This is a genomic window from Termitidicoccus mucosus (assembly GCF_038725785.1).
In the GTDB taxonomy this organism is placed as follows: domain Bacteria; phylum Verrucomicrobiota; class Verrucomicrobiia; order Opitutales; family Opitutaceae; genus Termitidicoccus; species Termitidicoccus mucosus.
The window spans coordinates 1,685,960-1,702,061 of sequence record NZ_CP109796.1 but is presented as its reverse complement, the minus strand read 5'-3'; the positions used below and the strand labels follow the sequence as shown (position 1 = coordinate 1,702,061).

The window sequence follows — 16,102 nt, the reverse complement described above, 5'->3', positions numbered from 1 at the left end:
AGATCGACCGGGAGCGCGAACGAATCCGGGAAGAACTGTTTGATAAAAAGACCGGATGAATCCTGCTTGCGCTCCATCGTTGCCACCGCCGGTTTTGTGCATTCCTTGCCATTTTCCTTCATGCGCCTCGAAATTTTCCATCTGACCCGTTACGAATATGACCGCGAGGTGCAGATTCACCCCCACCTGCTCTATCTGCGGCCGCGTGAGAATCCGCTGCTTCAGGTGAATCGCTTCGCTTTCTTTTTTCAGCCCGAGGCGCGAGTGGATTGGATGCGCGACGACTTCGATAACTTGCCGGCAAGCGCGCAGTTCTTTTTGAACACCGCGGTCCTCGAAATCCGCTCTGAATGCACGGTCACCACCGCCGACACGCCGCCGTTCGATTTCCTCGTTCGCGACTACGCCAGGGCTTTCCCCTTCGCCTATGAGCCGCTGCACCGTTTCAATCTCTCGATCTACCTCACGCCGCCGGACGACGCCACCCGGGCTGCCCTGCTCCGGTGGCTCGACAGCCGCTTTGTTGACCGCCCGGCGGAAACAGTCGGGTGGCTTTTTGCCTTCAATCAGGTGATCAACCGGAATCTGGCTTACCAGCGGCGCGATGAAGCGGGCATCCAGTCCGCGCTTGCCACGATCAACTTGGGCTCGGGTTCGTGCCGGGATTTCGCGGTCCTCTTCATCGAGTGCGCCCGCGCGCTGGGAATCGCCGCCCGGTTTGTCAGCGGCTATCTTTTCGATCCTTCGGGCAATGGTTCGAGAGGCGGTGACATGCACGCCTGGGCTGAAGTGTTCCTGCCAGGTGCCGGCTGGAAAGGGATTGATCCGACGCATGGCATTTTCTGCGACAACGCCTACGTGCCCGTGGCCCACGCCGTCGTGGCCGAGAGCGTGAACCCGGTTCAGGGCTCCTTTGTCAGCGTGATACCCACAGCGGCGCGGCTGACTACGGACGTGCGCGTGCGACAGTCTTCGTAGCGTCAACCGAGGTTTATGTCAGTTTGGACACCTCGCCATTCTTGTTGTCGGGCCGCACGCCAGCGAAGAGTGCCAGCGCGAAGAACGGCGCGAGGATGCCGCCACGGTAGTTCTCCACATAGTCCATGAGCGCGGCGGCCTTTTCGGCGGTGAGCGTCGGCGCGGTGCCGCGTTTGTGGGCGATGCGGTAATGCGGGACTTTCGCGATGGGGTTTTCGCCAATCCAGCCTTTGTCCCGTGCATACTTCATGAAGGTCGAGACGACACCCCGGCGGTTGTTGTGAGTTTTGAGCGCGGCCCTGCCACGCGCGCAATACGCCATGAGACGTTCGGAGTTCAGGTCGGACACAAGCGCCTTGGGGAAATTTTTTTCAGCAGCTCGGTGTGCTTGCTGATGGTCGAGAGCTGCGCATCGGAGATCAAACCGCGCTCGTGCTCGGCGGTGCGATGGGCGACATTTTCGGTGAGCGCATCGGCGAGCGGCTTGTGCGTTTCGGGCTCCTTGAGGTTGTCGAGGGTGAAGTCCACCAGTTGGGTGAGCGTGCGCCGGTCTCCACGGATGCGCAGAAAGACGGACTCGGCCTGCCGCACCTCGTCGTCGGAGAGGTGAGTGCCCACCATCCGCAAGTTAGAAGCGGCGGACTGGATGGTTTTGAGTTCGAGCGCGTCTTTTTCGATCCGCGCCTCTTTTCTGGTCGGAAAATTTTTTCGGATGCGCTTTCCGTTGATGAAGCCATCGACTTGATAGACGATCTGGCCGGAGGGATTTTTGAACGGGCGGACTCTGAACGAGGATGTTTTGATTTTCACGCAGGATTTGCCACGTCAACCTGTCAAATCCAAGAGCCTTCAGCGTAACTACCTGATAATCAAGTGGAACCTTGGCGGAGAGGGGGGGATTCGAACCCCCGATACCTTGCGGTATACGCGCTTTCCAAGCGCGCGCATTCGACCACTCTGCCACCTCTCCAGATGGGTTCCGTCCACGGCGCTTCGCGCTGCTTCCGGCGAGTAAGGGGCTGAAATAAGGATGCCCTCCGCGCCCGGGTCAATGGAAAATCTTTCGGATATCGAGGATTGCAGAGCCTTGGCCGCATGCCCGGTGTTACGAACGCTGAAGAAGGGCAGAAGGGTTTTGAATAATCGCAGCGGGCTCATTGGCGGGCTTTTTACGTGTTGTCATTTGAAATGACGGCTGAATGAGTGAACCTATGGACGTATTGGACAATCCAGCCAAACGTAGCCGCGCGATGGTTGCCCAGCTCAGGCAATCCCAGATCTACCGCGATTATGAGCAGGCCTTCCGCGAGGCGACTGGCCTGCCGCTGAGCCTGCGTCCGCTCGATGCGCTCGATTTGCCGCATCACGACGATCCGAAGCAGGGACCGTTTTGCGCGTTGATGGCGCGGACAAACCACACGTGCGCCGAGTGCCTGCAACTCCAGCGCAAGGTCGAGCAGGAGGCGCAACTCGGCCCGAGTTCGCTAAAGTGTTTCGCGGGAATGTGCGACTCGGCGGTGCCGATCCGCGTGGGGGAAAACTTGGTGGCGTTTTTGCAGACGGGGCAGATTTTCTTGCATCAACCTACTCCAGGCCAGTTTGCGAAGGTGGCGAGCCAATTGATGCGCTGGGGATCGCAGATCGACATGAAGACGGTCGAGGAGGCTTATTTTCAGACGCGGGTCATCACCAAGAAGCAATATGAGTCGATTTTGCGGCTGTTGTCGGTGTTCGCGCAGCATCTGGCCTCGCTCGGAAACCAGCTCATGGTGCAGGAAGAGCATGCGGAGTCGCCGGTCATCAGCAAGGCGCGCGTGTACATCGCGGAGCATCAGGATGACGATCTCACGCTGGCGCAGGTGGCGCAGGCGGTGAACACGAGCGCGTTTTATTTCTGCAAGATGTTCAAGAAGTCCACCGGCATGACGTTCACCGATTATCTGGCGCGCGTGCGGGTGGAAAAGGTGAAAAACCTGCTGCTCAACCCGCACAAGCGCGTGAGCGAGGCGGCGTTCGAGGCGGGATTCCAGTCGTTGTCGCAGTTCAACCGCGTGTTTCGCAAGCTGGAGGGGTGCTCGCCTTCGGCTTATCGCGAGCAACTGCATGCGGTGGTGTCAGCGCGATGAGCCGGCGGCGGCGTGGCCGGCCGTGCAGCGTCCGTCGTCGTGGCGTTGCTGGCAGATGGCGCAGAAGGTCGATATCTCCGTGCGCGCGATGCGCTGGAGCGCCGCGCGGGCGGTGGCGAGCGAGGCGGCCTGCGAATCGGCGGAAAGCAGCGGGAGGAGGATTTCGACCAGCGCGCATTCGGCCGTGGCGAAATAGGCGATGAAGGGATTGCGCGCGCAGGGACAGAGGGCCGCGTCGTCCGGCGAGGCAAACGCGGCCTCGTGCGGATTGCGCGGAGCGACAAGGATGTCGTCGGGAAGCGTGCTCGGATGGCGCAGCTCGGCGAAAAAATTGTCGAGCGTCCAATCCATCAGGTGGATGAGGCTGTCGGGATGGGCGAGCGGGGAGTTGACGGGTTCATCGCGCAACAAAGCCTCCCATCGCAAACGAAGTGCGGGGCGCTGTTGGGAAAGCGAGTGGAGTGTACTCGCGTGCATGGCTACATGGATGCCACAAGGACGCGACGGGCGCTCTGCATGTCTTGCCCAAGGGGGCTCATTTTTTGAGCTTTGCGCAACGGATGGCAGGAGATGGCCGGAGGAGGGCAATTTGTGCGCAGGGACATTTTTCGACCCGGCTTGCCTGCCTGGGGGGCATCTGGTCCGCAGTTTTGCCGCAGATCCCAAATCCATGCGACAAAAAGGGGGAGATTTGCAGGAGGATCGTTTTGCGAAGCCTGCCGACAACAACGCCGCGCAGTGAAACAGGCGGAGGCGGGTCGGGCATTTTAAATGGACTGCATCGCCAGCGGAAGTGGATACATTTTTAGGCCGGCTAATCTGGCCGCGATATTACCTAAAATGCGCTAGGGCGTGTTAACATTAATTGCACTTGACGGTGATTTATGCGTATGAGGAGGGGAATGGAACTGACGAAGGAACACCTGGAGAGAATCAAGGACAGCCTGCCGGTGGAGCGGGGCAATGTGAGCATTGATGTGCTGAGCTTTCTAAACGGGGTGCTGTATGTGGCGGAGAACGGGTGCAAATGGAGGAGATTGCCGGAGAGGTTTGGGAACTGGCACACGATCTACACGCGGATGAATCGCTGGAGCAAAAGCGGAGTATGGGACCGGGTGTTCGAGCGGCTGCAGAAGGAAGGGCTGGTGCATCTGGAGCTGAAGGTGGTGTCGCTGGACAGTACCAGCGTGAAGGTCCACCCCGATGGGACCGGGGCGGAGAAAAAAACGGGCCTCAGGCGATCGGCAAATCACGAGGAGGCCGGAACACCAAGATTCATCTGGCTGCCGCGAATGATGTCCATGCCCTCGGCTTCCGCCTCTCGCCCGGGCAGAACGGCGACGGACCCGAGGGACGCGAGCTGATTGGCGAGTTGGGATGCCCGAGGCATGGATGCGCCCTGGCCATGGACATGGCCTACGAAGGCAACGAAACCCGCGGCTTGGCCTGCCTGCTCGGCTTCAAGCCTGTCGTCCCGCCCAACCCGTTGCGTCGAAAACCCTGGAAACTCAACCAGGCACTTTACCGCCAGCGCAACCACGTCGAGCGCCTCTTCCGCCGCATCAAGGGCTTCCGTCGCGTCTTCACCCGCTACGACAAGCTCGATGTCCTCTTCCGCTCTTTCGTCTCCTTCGCTCTCTCTTGGCTACTCCTCAATAGTGCTAACAGGTCCTAGTAGGCAGTCTTTGGCGGGAAGATGACCTGGCGGACGGTGGCAAAGAGGATTTTGATATCCAGCAAAAGCGACCATTTGCTGATATAGATCAGATCGTAGCCAATGCGTTTCTCAAGCAGGGCGACCTCGGAAATTTCCCCGCGCAACCCCATGCTTTGGGCGAGGCCGGTGATGCCCGGCTTCACGTGGTGGCGTGAATAGTAGTTGCGCAGGATTTTTGCAAATTCCTCGTCGTGCTCGATCATGTGCGGGCGCGGGCCGGACACGCTCATCTCGCCGATGAGCACGTTTATGAATTGCGGCATCTCGTCCAGACTGGTGCGGCGAAGGAAGCGTCCGAAGGGATACACCCGGGAGTCGCCTTGCCGGGCCTGCACGCGCTCCTGCTCCTTCGTCTGCGAGGCGGTGTGCATGGTGCGGAATTTCCAGATGTGGAAACGGCGCTTGTTGATGCCGGAGCGGAGTTGCGGATAAAAAATGGGGCCCGTGGACTGGATGCGCTGAATGAGCCAGACAAAGAAGGTGAGCGGCGGCAGGACGAGCACGACCACGGGCAGCGAAATGGCGATGTCGAGCGCGCGCTTGAGAATGCGGTTGACCGGGTTTTCGAGCGGCTCGTCATTGAGCGTGAAGAATGTATAATCACCCTCGTCCTCCACCGAGACGGGATGGTCGTAATAGGTGCTGAGATTATTATATATTCTCACCCGGCAGCCGAAGCCCTGGGCGGCTTGTATTAATTTTGATGAATACTCCCGGTCGACGTAGAATTGGAGGAGCACCACCTGGGCTATATTATGCGCCGCGAGCACCTCCTTCAGGTCGCCGGTGCATCCGAAGCGGGGCAGCGCGGGCAGGACGGAGGCGCCCGCCGCGTCCCCGGCGCGCGGCTCCTCGTCGGAGACGTAGCCCACCGGCTCGACGCCGAGGTGTTCCTGGCGGACGATCCAGCCGCGCAGCCGGTGCACCTCGGAAGGCGGGCCGATGAAGAGCGTGCGGACGGTGTTGGCCTTGAAGAAAAGCCGTGAGAGCGCGGAGGGCAGGGTGGCGTTCAGGATGTAGAGCAGGACGGTGGCGGCGGCGAGGTAGGAGAGGAGAAAGAGGCGGCTGATGTCGGTGTCCTTGGTCGCGAACGCGACGGCGAAAAGAATGAGCGCGATGCGGACAAGCTGGCGGCGCGTGATCTGGAGAATCTCCATCCAGCTGAGGTAGCCGAGCCGCTTGCCGGCGGGCCGGTAGTGGCGCGAGCCGAGCAGCGCACCGCCGACCACGGCAAGCAGATAGAGGCGAAGATTGGCGTTGGCGGAAAAGGTGATGAATCCGGTCTTCCTCATCACGTCGGCCCAGAGCATGAAAAGCAGGCCGAGGATGAGCGTGACGCATAATCCATGCAGCGTGGTGAGTCCTTCTTGTCGGTGCTTGAGCATGTTTCCGACGGAGTTTATTAAGATTAATAATCAGCTCCGACGTGGCTAATATCTTAAGCAGTTGCGACGCCACGGACAATAGGGGCGGCCCCGGGTTGTTTATTAGGGGAAAATATGGTTTTATGGTTGTTTGATTTTTTACCTATTATTTGATTTCATGGCCATTTTGTGGCGGATGATTGCGGCGTATAATTGTTGCTAAAATATATGCGCGCACGGGTTTGGCTCGCCGTGCCTCCGGGCGGCGGGTGGCATGCTTGCCCGAAGGGCGCGGAGCGCAGCCCGGTTATTTTCGTATTATACAATCACACAATGTCGCGCATTTTGCATGTCATTCGTTCGGTGAATCCCGCGGGGGGCGGTCCCATTGAGGGCGTGAGGCAGTTTGCCCGGATAAACGGCGGGGATGGGCATCGCATCGAGGTGGCTTGTCTCGACGCGCCGGACGCCCCTTGGCTGCGGGAGTTTGCGCTGCCATGCCACGCGCTCGGCCCGGGACGGGGGAGTTATGGTTATTCGGCGCGGCTGGTGCCGTGGCTGCGCGCGCATCGCGACGATTACGATGCGGTGGTGGTGGACGGGATCTGGCAATACCACGCGTTTGGGGTGCGGCGGGCCTTGCGCGGGACGGAAACGCCGTATTTCGTTTTTACCCACGGGATGCTCGATCCGTGGTTCAAGCGCACCTATCCGCTGAAGCACCTGAAAAAATGGCTGTATTGGCCGTGGGGCGATTACCGGGTGCTGCGGGATGCGCAGGCGGTGCTGTTCACTTGCGAGGAGGAGCGGCGGTTGGCGCGGGAGTCGTTCTGGCTGTATCGCTGCCGGGAGCGCGTGATCGGGTTCGGCACGGGCGCGCCGCCGGATGACGCGGCGCGGCAGGAGGCGGCGTTCCGGGCGAAATTTCCGGAAACAGACGGGCGGCAGTGCCTGTTATTTTTGGGCCGCATCCACGAGAAAAAGGGCGTGGATCTTTTGTTGCGCGCCTTTGCCTCGGAAATTGCGGACAAGGGCAAAAACCCGGAGCACGCGCGCTGGCATCTGGTCATCGCCGGCCCGGATGACAACACGTACGGGAGCGAGATGCGCGCGCTGGCGGGGCAGCTCGGCATCGCGGAGCGGGTGACCTGGACTGGCATGGTGGCCGGCGATTTGAAGTGGGGGGCGTTTCGGCGGGCGGCGGCGTTTGTCCTCCCGTCGCACCAGGAGAATTTCGGGATAGCGGTGGCCGAGGCGCTGGCGTGCCGCGTGCCGGTGCTGATTTCGGACAAGGTGAACATCTGGCGCGAGATTGTCGCGGATGGCGCGGGATTGGTCGGGACCGATGATCTCGCAGGCACGCGGCAACTGCTGGCACGCTGGGCGGCGCTGACGAGCGAGGGCCGGGCTGAGATGGCGGAGCGGGCGGCGCTGTGTTTTCGCCGGAGATTCGACGTGGCGCGAAACGCGCGGGCGCTGATCGAGTTGCTGACGGAAGGGAAGGGGGGCGCGCATCCCGGCGGGGCGGCGGCCTGCCGGCTTCCGGAGGCCGGCGCGCAGATTTCTTGACGATCCGGGCACGTGGCTTTTTTGTCCTTCCGATTCAGGCGATAGTGCTCTCCTGATCGGATGACGTGGAACTTCTTGTTTGTGGGACGTTCCATCTCGGAGGGGATCGAGCAATGCAGCCGGGAGAAATCTGAACGCGCACCAATACCATCCAACCTATCTGAAAATCCATGGGGAATAATGAAAAAATAATTATCCTGCTGAATGCCCGGTATGCAGGCGAACGCTTTTCGGTCGGGAACCTGAAACTGCTGCGCGCCGGCAGGTATGGAAACGCACATGTTTATCGTTACCGAGACGCAAGGCACGACTTGGTGGTGAAGGACTTTTCGCATTGTCCGTGGTGGTTCCGCTGGACGCTCGGGCGTTTTTATGTGCAGCGCGAGTGCTTGATGCTGACGATGCTGGAAGGAGTGCCCGGTGTGGCGGGGAATTGCCGAAAGCTGGGGCCTTACATGGTGTCGTATGACTTCATCGAAGGCGAGACCCTGACGGATCGCATGAAGAGAAACGCGACACTGCCGGCCTCGTTTTTCGTGCAATGGTATGAGCTGACCAAGACCATGCACAAGCGAGGTGTGGTGCATCTCGACACCCGCAATCTCAGCAATGTCCTTTGCAGCCCCGAAGGACAGCCCTGCGTGATCGATTTTCAGTCGGCGCTGCGCCTGCGTTTCTGGCCGGGGTTCATCCGCCGCATCATGGTGAACACGGATGTTTCCGCCGTGTGCAAGGGGTGGCTGCGCCTGTGTTCGAAGCCGCCCCCGCCGGAACTCATCGTGTTTTATGAGCGCTTCACGCGCTGGAGGAAATTCTGGATATTCAAGGGATATCCCCTGCGCAAGTTGAAGGCGAACTGGAAGAACCGGCAAAGCCGGGCGCAGTCGGAGTTGAACGACCGGGCGAAACTCGCCCTGCGGACGGAGTCAAACGCGGGCGCGAATGCGTCCTCGCCGGCCTCTGCCGCCAAGTCCGCGTGCGGGCCGCTTTAAGGTTGCGGGCGACGGTTTCGCGGGCAGGCTGGGCGGCCTATGATCGACACCATCAAAAAAACATTGCTGGCGGGTGTGGGCGCCGTGGTCATCACGAAAGAAAAGGCGGAGGCGGTGTTCGAGGAATTTGTCCGGCAGGGCAAGATTTCCGCGAATGACGCCCGCATCATGGCCGAGAAAATATCGGAGCAGGGCAAGCGCGAGTTCGAGGAAGTGAGCTCGTCCTTGCAGTCGAAAATCAAGGACCTTCTCGGCCGCAACGAGGCCGACGTGAAGCAGCGTCTCGCCGCGCTTGAGTCGCGCGTCGCCCTGCTTGAGCACAAGCTCGCCGCCGAATCCACCCGCACGGGCGAGCCGTGAAACCATTCGGGGTAATCACCCACGTCGGGCGGGCGCGGGAGATTTTCACCGTGCTGGCTCGGCACGGCTTTGCCGACCTGCTCGACCAGCTCGAGCCGTCGGACGCGTGGTGGCGCCGCCTCGTGCCGCAGCGCCGCGGCCCGCAGCGCCCGAAATGGGAGCGCACGCGCCTCGCGCTCGAAGAGCTCGGCCCGACTTTCGTGAAGGCCGGGCAGATCCTCAGCATGCGGCCCGACATGCTGCCGCAGCCGCTGATCCTCGAGCTGCGCAAGCTGCAAAGCCACGTCGCCGCGCTTCCGTTTTCCGCGATGCGCGAGGTCATCACCACCGAGCTCGAGGCGGACATCGGCGAAGTGTTCGGCGAGTTCAACGAGACGCCGATTGCAAGCGCGTCCATCGCTCAGGTGTATCTCGCAAAACTCCTCGACGGCCGCGAAGTGGCGGTGAAGGTGCAGCGGCCCAACCTGCAAAAACCCGTCGAGGAGGACTTGGAACTGCTCGCGTGGCTCGCCGCGCAGGCGCATCAGCGCATCGCCTCGCTCCAGCCTTACAACGTGCCGTCCGCCGTGGAGGAGGTGCGCCAGGGAATGCTGCGCGAGCTCGATTTCCTCAACGAGGTGCGAAACATGCGTTTTTTCAACGCGGTCAACACGATGCCCGACCGCGTTTATGCGCCGTGGGTCGCGGAGCACCTTTGCACGCGGCGCGTGCTGGTGATGGAGCGCATCGGCGGCGAGCCGATCACCAGCGTGAAAATCGCCCCCGAGTTGCGCCGCCGCATCGCGCGCAACGGCGCGGAATCGCTCATGCACCAGGTGTTGATCGGCGGATTTTTCCACGCCGATCCGCACGCCGGAAACCTGCTTGTCACGCCGGACGGACGGCTGTGTTTTCTCGACTGGGGCCTCGCCGGGCACCTCACGCGCCGGCTGCGTTACGCGCTGGCCGATCTTTTCCAGGCCGCGCTCGGCCAGGACGCGGAGCGCATCGTGCAAATCACCTCGGCGCTCGGCGATCCCGACGGCGGCATCGACTACCGCGGCATGGAGCGCGACATCACGCTCGCGCTGCGCGAGAGTTTCAACTCAAGCCTCGGGCACGAGGAGATCGGCCAGGCGATCCTGAAAGTGCTGCATGTGCTCGGGCGCAACGGCATCAACATGACGCGCGACTACTCGCTCATGGCCAAGGCGGTGCTTTCGATCGAGGAGGCGGCGCGCACGCTCGATCCCGGGTTTGAGCTGCGCACGGCGGCGCGCCCTGTGATCGTGGCGTTGAAGAAGGAACGCGCCTCGCCCCGCGCGCTCTGGAAAAGCACGGTGCAGATGTTCCATTCGATCACGAACGGCGTGCAGGAATTGCCCGCTGAATTGTATCGGATCGTGCGGCGGGTGGGACGCGACGACTTTTCCATAAAACTCCAGCACCGCGGCCTTGAGGACATCGACGACGCGATGAAGACCGCCGCCAACCGCATCACGCTCGGCGTGGTGATCGGCTCGCTGATCGTCGGTTCGTCGATGATGATGACGACGCAGGTGAGGCCGTATCTGTTCGGCTACCCCGCGCTGGGCGTCGTCGGCTACCTGATATCCGCCATGCTCGGCCTTTACGTGATCTGGGACATCATCCGCCACGGCCGGCACAAGTAGCATTTGCACCCGGGGAGGAGGACTCGCGCGGCTGCAGAGGGGACCGCCGCCCTGGCAAGGCAGATGCGGCGGTGGTTTCCGGACGGGTAGTCCGGTTTCGGCGTCCGGGTGACATCCCTGCATTGATTTCACCCAGGCACGGGCGCAACGTCGGCCTGGAAATTTTTTTGTCAATCGGGCGCGCAAAAAATCCCGAATCCGGCGCCCCGGCCCGCATGTTTCGCCATCGGGTTCATTCGTCGGGAATCTCCGGCTCGACGAGATGGGCCAGTTGGGTGAGCGATTCCTGCCAGCCGAGGTAACACATTTCGGCGGGAATCACGGCGGGCACGCCTTCCTGCACGATGTTCACGTCGGTGCCGCAGGACACTTGCTTCAGGACGACCGTCACCTGCATTTCGCCGGGCAGGTTCGGGTCGTCGAACTTGTCCGTGTAGCGCAAGTGCTCGCCGGGGACGAGTTCGTGGTAGGTGCCGCCAAAGCTGTGGCTCTGGCCGGTGCCAAAATTCGTGAACGACATTCGGAAGCTGCCGCCCTCCTTTGCATCGAGGTGATGGACCTTGCAGGTGAACCCGTGGGGCGAAATCCATTTGGCCATGGCGTCGGCGTCGAGAAACGCGCGGTAAACTTTTTCAGGCGTCGAACGAAGAACGCGGTGCAGGCGGATGGTATGAGTGGACATGATGCGTTTTCCTTTTGGCAGAGGGTGATGGTTTCGGTTTGAGCCGGTTTCGATGGTTCAACGAACGAAACCAGCCGGGGCGGAATCGCAATCGTCCGGGGACGAATTTGGATTCGTTTGCCTCTCCAATACGCGGGACCACGTCTCCCCAAAATCAATCCAAGATAATATTATCCTGAAAATTGGATGTGATCGTCCAATCGGTCCGGCACCTGCTTTTTCAACAGTTTGGTGAAGAACCCGGATTAGCCCGGAGGCCAGCCGAGCTGGCGTTGCGCGAGGAGGTGGATGTGCAGATGCGGGACCGTCTCGCAGGCGTCCGGGCCGTTGTTGATGACGAGCCGGAAACCGCGGGCCAGGTTGAGTTTTCGGGCGACCACGCCGGCGGTGGTGATGAGATGCCCGAGCGCGGCCTCATCGGCGGGCGTGCTTTCGGCGACCCGCGTTATGACTTGCTTCGGGACGATCAACAAATGCACGGGGGCTTGCGGCTGGATGTCGTGGATGACGATGCAGTGTTCGTCCTCGTATTCGATTTTCGCGGGAATCTCGCGGTCGATGATGCGTTGGAATATGGTCTTGGACATAGGGGATGATGTTTTAAAATCGTTTTCGTTCGCTTGTTCGTTCTCGAAGCATTTTTGAATGACAAAAAAGAGAACGAGCAAAAGAATGGTTTTAGAGAAACAGCAAATGCAGGTTGGTGCTGGCCGGGATTCTCGCGGCGGCGAGATCGCGGATGAAGTTGAGAAGCTCCTCGTAATCCCGGCGGCGGCGCCGGGTTTGGCGGCGGTCGGGCGGGAGCAGCGCGGGGCGGAGGTTGGTGATGAGAAGCGTGGATTCGCGGTGCGGCGCGAGTTGTTTGAGCCCGGTCATCACCTCGTCGCGCGCGAAGAGCGGAGTGGCGGAGGCGATGGTGCCCAGCGCGTCCCAATGATAGAAGCCGTGGTGCTCGTGCTCTTCAAAAAAGGCGGCAAGCAGTTTCGCGGCCGAGGCGGTGAAGGCGGCGTCGTAGTTCGACGCGAGAGCCGGATTCCCGGCGGTCTGCTGCTCCAGCTCGGCCAGGCTGAACGCAATGGCCGACTTGATCTGGTGCGCGAGGTAAAGATCGTGCCCGGTGACATGGGAGAAAAGTGCGTTGATGAAATGGAGGCGGCGCAGGTCGTCGCGATTGGACATGCGCACTACATTGATGGGAGCGCGCGGGCATTTCAATCCCGCGCGTTTTTTGCCGGCATCAATTTGAACCATGCCGGCGGGGCGGTCCGGTTCGGCAATTCTTGCATTGCGGACGGGAATGCGTCGTTCTGGCCGGTTCAATCCATGTCAGCCTTTTTTCGAGAAGCCCGTGCCACGCTCGCGCTGGCCGTTCCCATCATTGTCGGACAGACGAGCCAGATGCTCATCAATGTCGCCGACACGATGATGATCGGCCATGTGGGCACGACCGAGCTTGCCGCCGCCGCGTTTGCGGGAAGCGTGTTCAATGTCGTCTTCCTCGGCGGCATCGGGCTGCTCGCGGCGGTGTCGATCTTCACGGCCCGCGCAAACGGAGCCGGCGACCAGGCCGGCGTAGCCTCGTGGCTGAGGCATGGGATCGCGCTGGCCGTCATCACGATTCTGGTCCAGATGGCCGTCCTGCTGCCGATGGGCGGGCATTTGCATCGCTTCGGGCAGCCGCCGGAGGTCGTCGCGGTGGTCGGCCCGTATTATTTTCTGCTGGGTGTTTCCGTCGTGCCGGCGATGCTGTTTCAGGTGTTCCGCCAGTTTGCCGAGGCGCAGGGGCGCCCGTGGGTGCCGATGTTCATCATGCTCGGCGGCGTGGCGTTGAATGTAGTTTTTAACTGGATACTCATCTATGGGAAGCTCGGGGCGCCGGCGATGGGGCTGGCCGGGGCGGGGCTGGCGACGCTGCTGGCCCGCGCGGGCGCGCTTGCCGCCATCATGGCGTGGACGCGGGGCGAGCCGAGATTGGGCGAAGCCTGGCCGCGTCCGGCGCCCGGCGGCAACGGAGGTTTCTGGCGGCGATGGACCGGCGGACTGCGCGCGGATGGTTTTGGGGAAATGCTGAAGATCGGCGCGCCCGCGGCGGCGATGCTGCTGTTTGAGGTGACGGCATTCACCATGGCGGCGTTGATGATGGGATGGGTCAGCGAGCAGGCGCTGGCGGCGCATCAAATCGCGCTGACCTGCGCCGGCACGACGTTCATGGTGCCGTTGGGCATATCGATGGCGGCGGGCATCCGCATGAGCGCGTTGCTCGGCGAGGGACGCCTTGAGGCCCGGAGAGCGTCCGGGTTTGGCGCGGTGGGGATGGGGTGCGCCTTCATGAGTTGCACGGCGCTGGTGTTCGTCGTGGCGGGCGGGGTGATCGCGCGCGGTTTTGTGCCCGAGGACGCAGAGGTCGCGGCGCTGGCGGCGCGGTTGCTGGTCGTGGCGGGGATTTTTCAGATTTTCGACGGGGCGCAGGTGGTGTCGGCCGGCGCGCTTCGCGGCCTGGCTGATGTGCGCGTGCCGACCGGAATCACGTTTGCCGCCTACTGGCTGCTGGCGATTCCCGGCGGCTATTTTCTGGGCGTGCGCGGGTCGTTTGGCGCGGTCGGGATATGGGGCGGCCTCGCGTGCGGCCTGGCGGTCGCGGCGGTGTTGCTGGTCCGGAGGCTCTCGCGGCTGACGAGATAGTGTTATTTTGGATTTTCGATTCTCGATTTTCGATTGGGAGCTTCCGCTCCGATTGGCCAATGGCGCGACAGCGGCCAATCGAGAATCGAAAATCCAAAATGCCCCTACTTTTTGTCCAGCGCGCGGTTGAGCGCGCTCACGACGGCCTTGATCGAGGCAAACTCGATGCTCGTGTCGATGCCGACGCCGAAGTAGTGGTTGCCGCGCTCGGTCTTGATCTGGATGTAGGATGCGGCGCGAGCCTCGGCGCCTTTGCCGAGCGAGTGCTCGGAGTAGCCGAGCACCTCGAATTTCGGCAGCCCGGTCGCGCCAAGCGCGCGCACGAAGGCGTCGATCGGGCCGTTGCCGGCGGCGGCGAGCTTTTGCGGCACGCCGTCGACGCGCACGCTGGCGTCGCATTTCACCACGCCGTCCTTTTCCTTGGTCTTGAAGCTGTCGATGGCCACGGGCGAGGAGCGGTCGATGTATTCGGCCTTGAAAATCTCCAGCAGGTCCGCCGAGGCGAGCTCGGTGCCGCGCGCGTCGGCGATGTCGTTGACGATTTTGCCGATTTCCTTGTGCATGAGTTTCGGCAGTTGATAGCCGAATTCGTGTTCGAGCACATAGGCGACGCCGCCTTTGCCGGATTGCGAGTTGATGCGGATGATGGCGCGGTAGCTGCGCCCGAGGTCGGCGGGGTCGATCGGGATGTAGAGCGTGTCCCACGGGCGGTCGGGACGCTGGTGGGGCCAGGATTTTTTGATCGCGTCCTGATGCGAGCCGGAAAACGCGGTGAAGACCAACTCGCCCGCGTAGGGATGGCGCGGGTGGACTTCGAGTTTGGTGACGCGTTCGTAGAGGTCGCGGATGGCGTTGATGTTGCCGAAGTCGAGGCGCGGATCGACGCCGTGCGTGTACATGTTCAGTGCGACGGTGACGATGTCGAGGTTGCCGGTGCGCTCGCCGTTGCCGAAGAGCGTGCCTTCGACGCGGTCGGCGCCGGCCAGCAGGGCCAGCTCGGTGGCGGCCACGCCGGTGCCGCGGTCGTTGTGCGTGTGCAGCGAGACGATGGTCGCGGCGCGGCGCGTGAGGCGGCGGCACATCCACTCGATCTGGTCGGCGTGGACATTGGGCGTGGCGTATTCGACGGTGGCGGGCAGGTTGAGGATGATCTTGTTTTCGGGCGTCGGCTGCCAGATGTCGGAAACGGCTTCGCAGACCTCGAGCGCGAAATCGAGCTCGGTGCTGGTGAAACTTTCCGGCGAATACTCGGCGCGCACGTGCGTGCCGGCGGCGACGAGCGCCCGCGAGTGCTGCCAGGCCCATTTCGCGCCGTTCACGGCGATGTCGCGGATGGCGTCGCGGGTGGCGTTGCCAAACACATACTCGCGCTGCCGGGGCGAGGTGGAGTTGTAGAAGTGGATGATGACGTTCTTCGCGCCGCGCACGGCCTCGCAGGTGCGGATGATGAGGTCCTCGCGGCATTGCACGAGCACCTGGATCGCCACGTCGTCGGGAATGCGGTTTTCGTCGATGAGGCGGCGGCAGAAATCGAACTCGATCTGCGAGGCGGACGGGAAGCCGACCTCGATCTCCTTGAAGCCGATGCTCACGAGCAGGTCGAAAAATTCCAGCTTTTCCTCGACGCTCATCGGTTGGGCGAGGGCTTGGTTGCCGTCGCGGAGGTCCACGCTGCACCACGCAGGCGCGCGGTTGATGGTGCGGGACGGCCATTGTCGGTCGGGCAGCTCGACCTGGGGAAACGGTTGATATTTGGTGATGGGAGCGGATTGCATGAATGCGACTTTCTAAATGCGGAAGGTTGAAAATGACAGAAACGGACGGACGAGTAAACGCCGCAAACCGCCAATGCGCGGCGGGCGAAAGACAGGCGGGAAAACAATGACGCACGATCAGCCGCTCACGCGACCCTCACGGATCGTGCGCCTAGATAAGTCGAAGCAGTGCCTGCGCGAAGTTTCGCATTTGAACAGAGGGGAG

General features: G+C 61.8%; 16 protein-coding genes and 1 tRNA gene. 8 read left to right on the top strand and 9 right to left on the bottom strand.

Annotation, left to right across the window (positions count from 1 at the left end):
• Window positions 1-66: 66 nt before the first annotated feature.
• Window positions 67-978, top strand: a complete 912-nt coding sequence (locus OH491_RS05745; protein ID WP_334319548.1) for a transglutaminase family protein — start codon at window positions 67-69, stop codon at window positions 976-978.
• A gap of 13 nt (window positions 979-991) precedes the next feature.
• Here the strand turns inward: OH491_RS05745 and OH491_RS05740 are convergent, their stop codons facing one another.
• The 3 genes from OH491_RS05740 to OH491_RS05730 all read right to left on the bottom strand — a co-directional run bounded on the left by OH491_RS05740 (window position 992) and on the right by OH491_RS05730 (window position 1,948).
• Complete coding sequence (locus OH491_RS05740) at window positions 992-1,327, bottom strand: hypothetical protein (RefSeq protein ID WP_068771915.1); 336 nt, start codon at window positions 1,325-1,327, stop codon at window positions 992-994.
• On the bottom strand, window positions 1,315-1,788 hold the full coding sequence (locus tag OH491_RS05735) for a hypothetical protein (RefSeq protein ID WP_068771916.1): 474 nt from the start codon (window positions 1,786-1,788) through the stop codon (window positions 1,315-1,317). Before OH491_RS05735 ends, OH491_RS05740 begins: the two co-directional genes overlap by 13 nt.
• A 72-nt stretch (window positions 1,789-1,860) precedes the next feature.
• Window positions 1,861-1,948, bottom strand: a tRNA-Ser gene (locus OH491_RS05730).
• Between the two features lie 241 nt (window positions 1,949-2,189).
• Here OH491_RS05730 and OH491_RS05725 point away from each other — a divergent pair.
• Entirely contained in the window at window positions 2,190-3,104 is a 915-nt protein-coding gene (locus tag OH491_RS05725) for a helix-turn-helix domain-containing protein (RefSeq protein WP_068771917.1), read from the top strand.
• Here the strand turns inward: OH491_RS05725 and OH491_RS05720 are convergent.
• Window positions 3,093-3,581 (bottom strand): hypothetical protein, encoded by a 489-nt coding sequence (locus OH491_RS05720; RefSeq protein ID WP_145928986.1) that lies wholly within the window; start codon window positions 3,579-3,581, stop codon window positions 3,093-3,095. The two genes, OH491_RS05725 and OH491_RS05720, sit on opposite strands and share 12 nt — an antisense overlap.
• Before the next feature lie 425 nt (window positions 3,582-4,006).
• On the opposite strand from OH491_RS05720, the gene OH491_RS05715 reads away from it, so the two are divergent.
• A protein-coding gene (locus OH491_RS05715; RefSeq protein ID WP_145928461.1) for an IS5 family transposase occupies window positions 4,007-4,779 on the top strand; the annotation gives its coding sequence in 2 pieces (ribosomal slippage) (window positions 4,007-4,322 and window positions 4,322-4,779; 774 coding nt in all).
• Here the strand turns inward: OH491_RS05715 and OH491_RS05710 are convergent.
• The gene (locus OH491_RS05710) at window positions 4,776-6,206 is read right to left on the bottom strand and encodes a sugar transferase (RefSeq protein WP_068771919.1); all 1,431 of its coding nucleotides are present in this window, start codon (window positions 6,204-6,206) and stop codon (window positions 4,776-4,778) included. The two genes, OH491_RS05715 and OH491_RS05710, sit on opposite strands and share 4 nt — an antisense overlap.
• Window positions 6,207-6,518: 312 nt before the next feature.
• Between OH491_RS05710 and OH491_RS05705 the strand changes: the two genes are divergently transcribed.
• The 4 genes from OH491_RS05705 (at window position 6,519) to OH491_RS05690 (ending at window position 10,758) form a co-directional block, all read left to right on the top strand.
• A complete protein-coding gene (locus OH491_RS05705; RefSeq protein WP_068771920.1) occupies window positions 6,519-7,754 on the top strand; it encodes a glycosyltransferase in 1,236 nt (411 codons plus the stop codon).
• A 170-nt stretch (window positions 7,755-7,924) separates the two neighbouring features.
• Entirely contained in the window at window positions 7,925-8,746 is an 822-nt protein-coding gene (locus tag OH491_RS05700; protein WP_068771921.1) for a hypothetical protein, read from the top strand.
• Between the two features lie 39 nt (window positions 8,747-8,785).
• Complete coding sequence (locus OH491_RS05695) at window positions 8,786-9,106, top strand: phasin family protein (RefSeq protein WP_068771922.1); 321 nt, start codon at window positions 8,786-8,788, stop codon at window positions 9,104-9,106.
• The gene (locus tag OH491_RS05690) at window positions 9,103-10,758 is read left to right on the top strand and encodes an ABC1 kinase family protein (RefSeq protein WP_068771923.1); all 1,656 of its coding nucleotides are present in this window, start codon (window positions 9,103-9,105) and stop codon (window positions 10,756-10,758) included. Before OH491_RS05695 ends, OH491_RS05690 begins: the two co-directional genes overlap by 4 nt.
• A gap of 232 nt (window positions 10,759-10,990) precedes the next feature.
• Here the strand turns inward: OH491_RS05690 and OH491_RS05685 are convergent, their stop codons facing one another.
• The 3 genes from OH491_RS05685 to OH491_RS05675 form a co-directional block, all read right to left on the bottom strand.
• Window positions 10,991-11,440, bottom strand: a complete 450-nt coding sequence (locus OH491_RS05685; protein ID WP_068771924.1) for an SRPBCC family protein — start codon at window positions 11,438-11,440, stop codon at window positions 10,991-10,993.
• 245 nt (window positions 11,441-11,685) lie between these two features.
• Window positions 11,686-12,027 (bottom strand): histidine triad nucleotide-binding protein, encoded by a 342-nt coding sequence (locus OH491_RS05680; RefSeq protein WP_068772019.1) that lies wholly within the window; start codon window positions 12,025-12,027, stop codon window positions 11,686-11,688.
• 91 nt (window positions 12,028-12,118) lie between these two features.
• Entirely contained in the window at window positions 12,119-12,619 is a 501-nt protein-coding gene (locus tag OH491_RS05675; protein ID WP_068772020.1) for a hypothetical protein, read from the bottom strand.
• 144 nt (window positions 12,620-12,763) lie between these two features.
• On the opposite strand from OH491_RS05675, the gene OH491_RS05670 reads away from it, so the two are divergent.
• Window positions 12,764-14,122 (top strand): MATE family efflux transporter, encoded by a 1,359-nt coding sequence (locus tag OH491_RS05670; RefSeq protein ID WP_068772021.1) that lies wholly within the window; start codon window positions 12,764-12,766, stop codon window positions 14,120-14,122.
• Window positions 14,123-14,226: 104 nt separating this feature from the next.
• On the opposite strand, the gene leuA is transcribed toward OH491_RS05670, so the two are convergent.
• Window positions 14,227-15,897: a 2-isopropylmalate synthase gene (gene leuA / locus OH491_RS05665; RefSeq protein WP_068771925.1), complete on the bottom strand. Its 1,671-nt coding sequence runs from the start codon at window positions 15,895-15,897 to the stop codon at window positions 14,227-14,229.
• Window positions 15,898-16,102 lie beyond the last annotated feature (205 nt).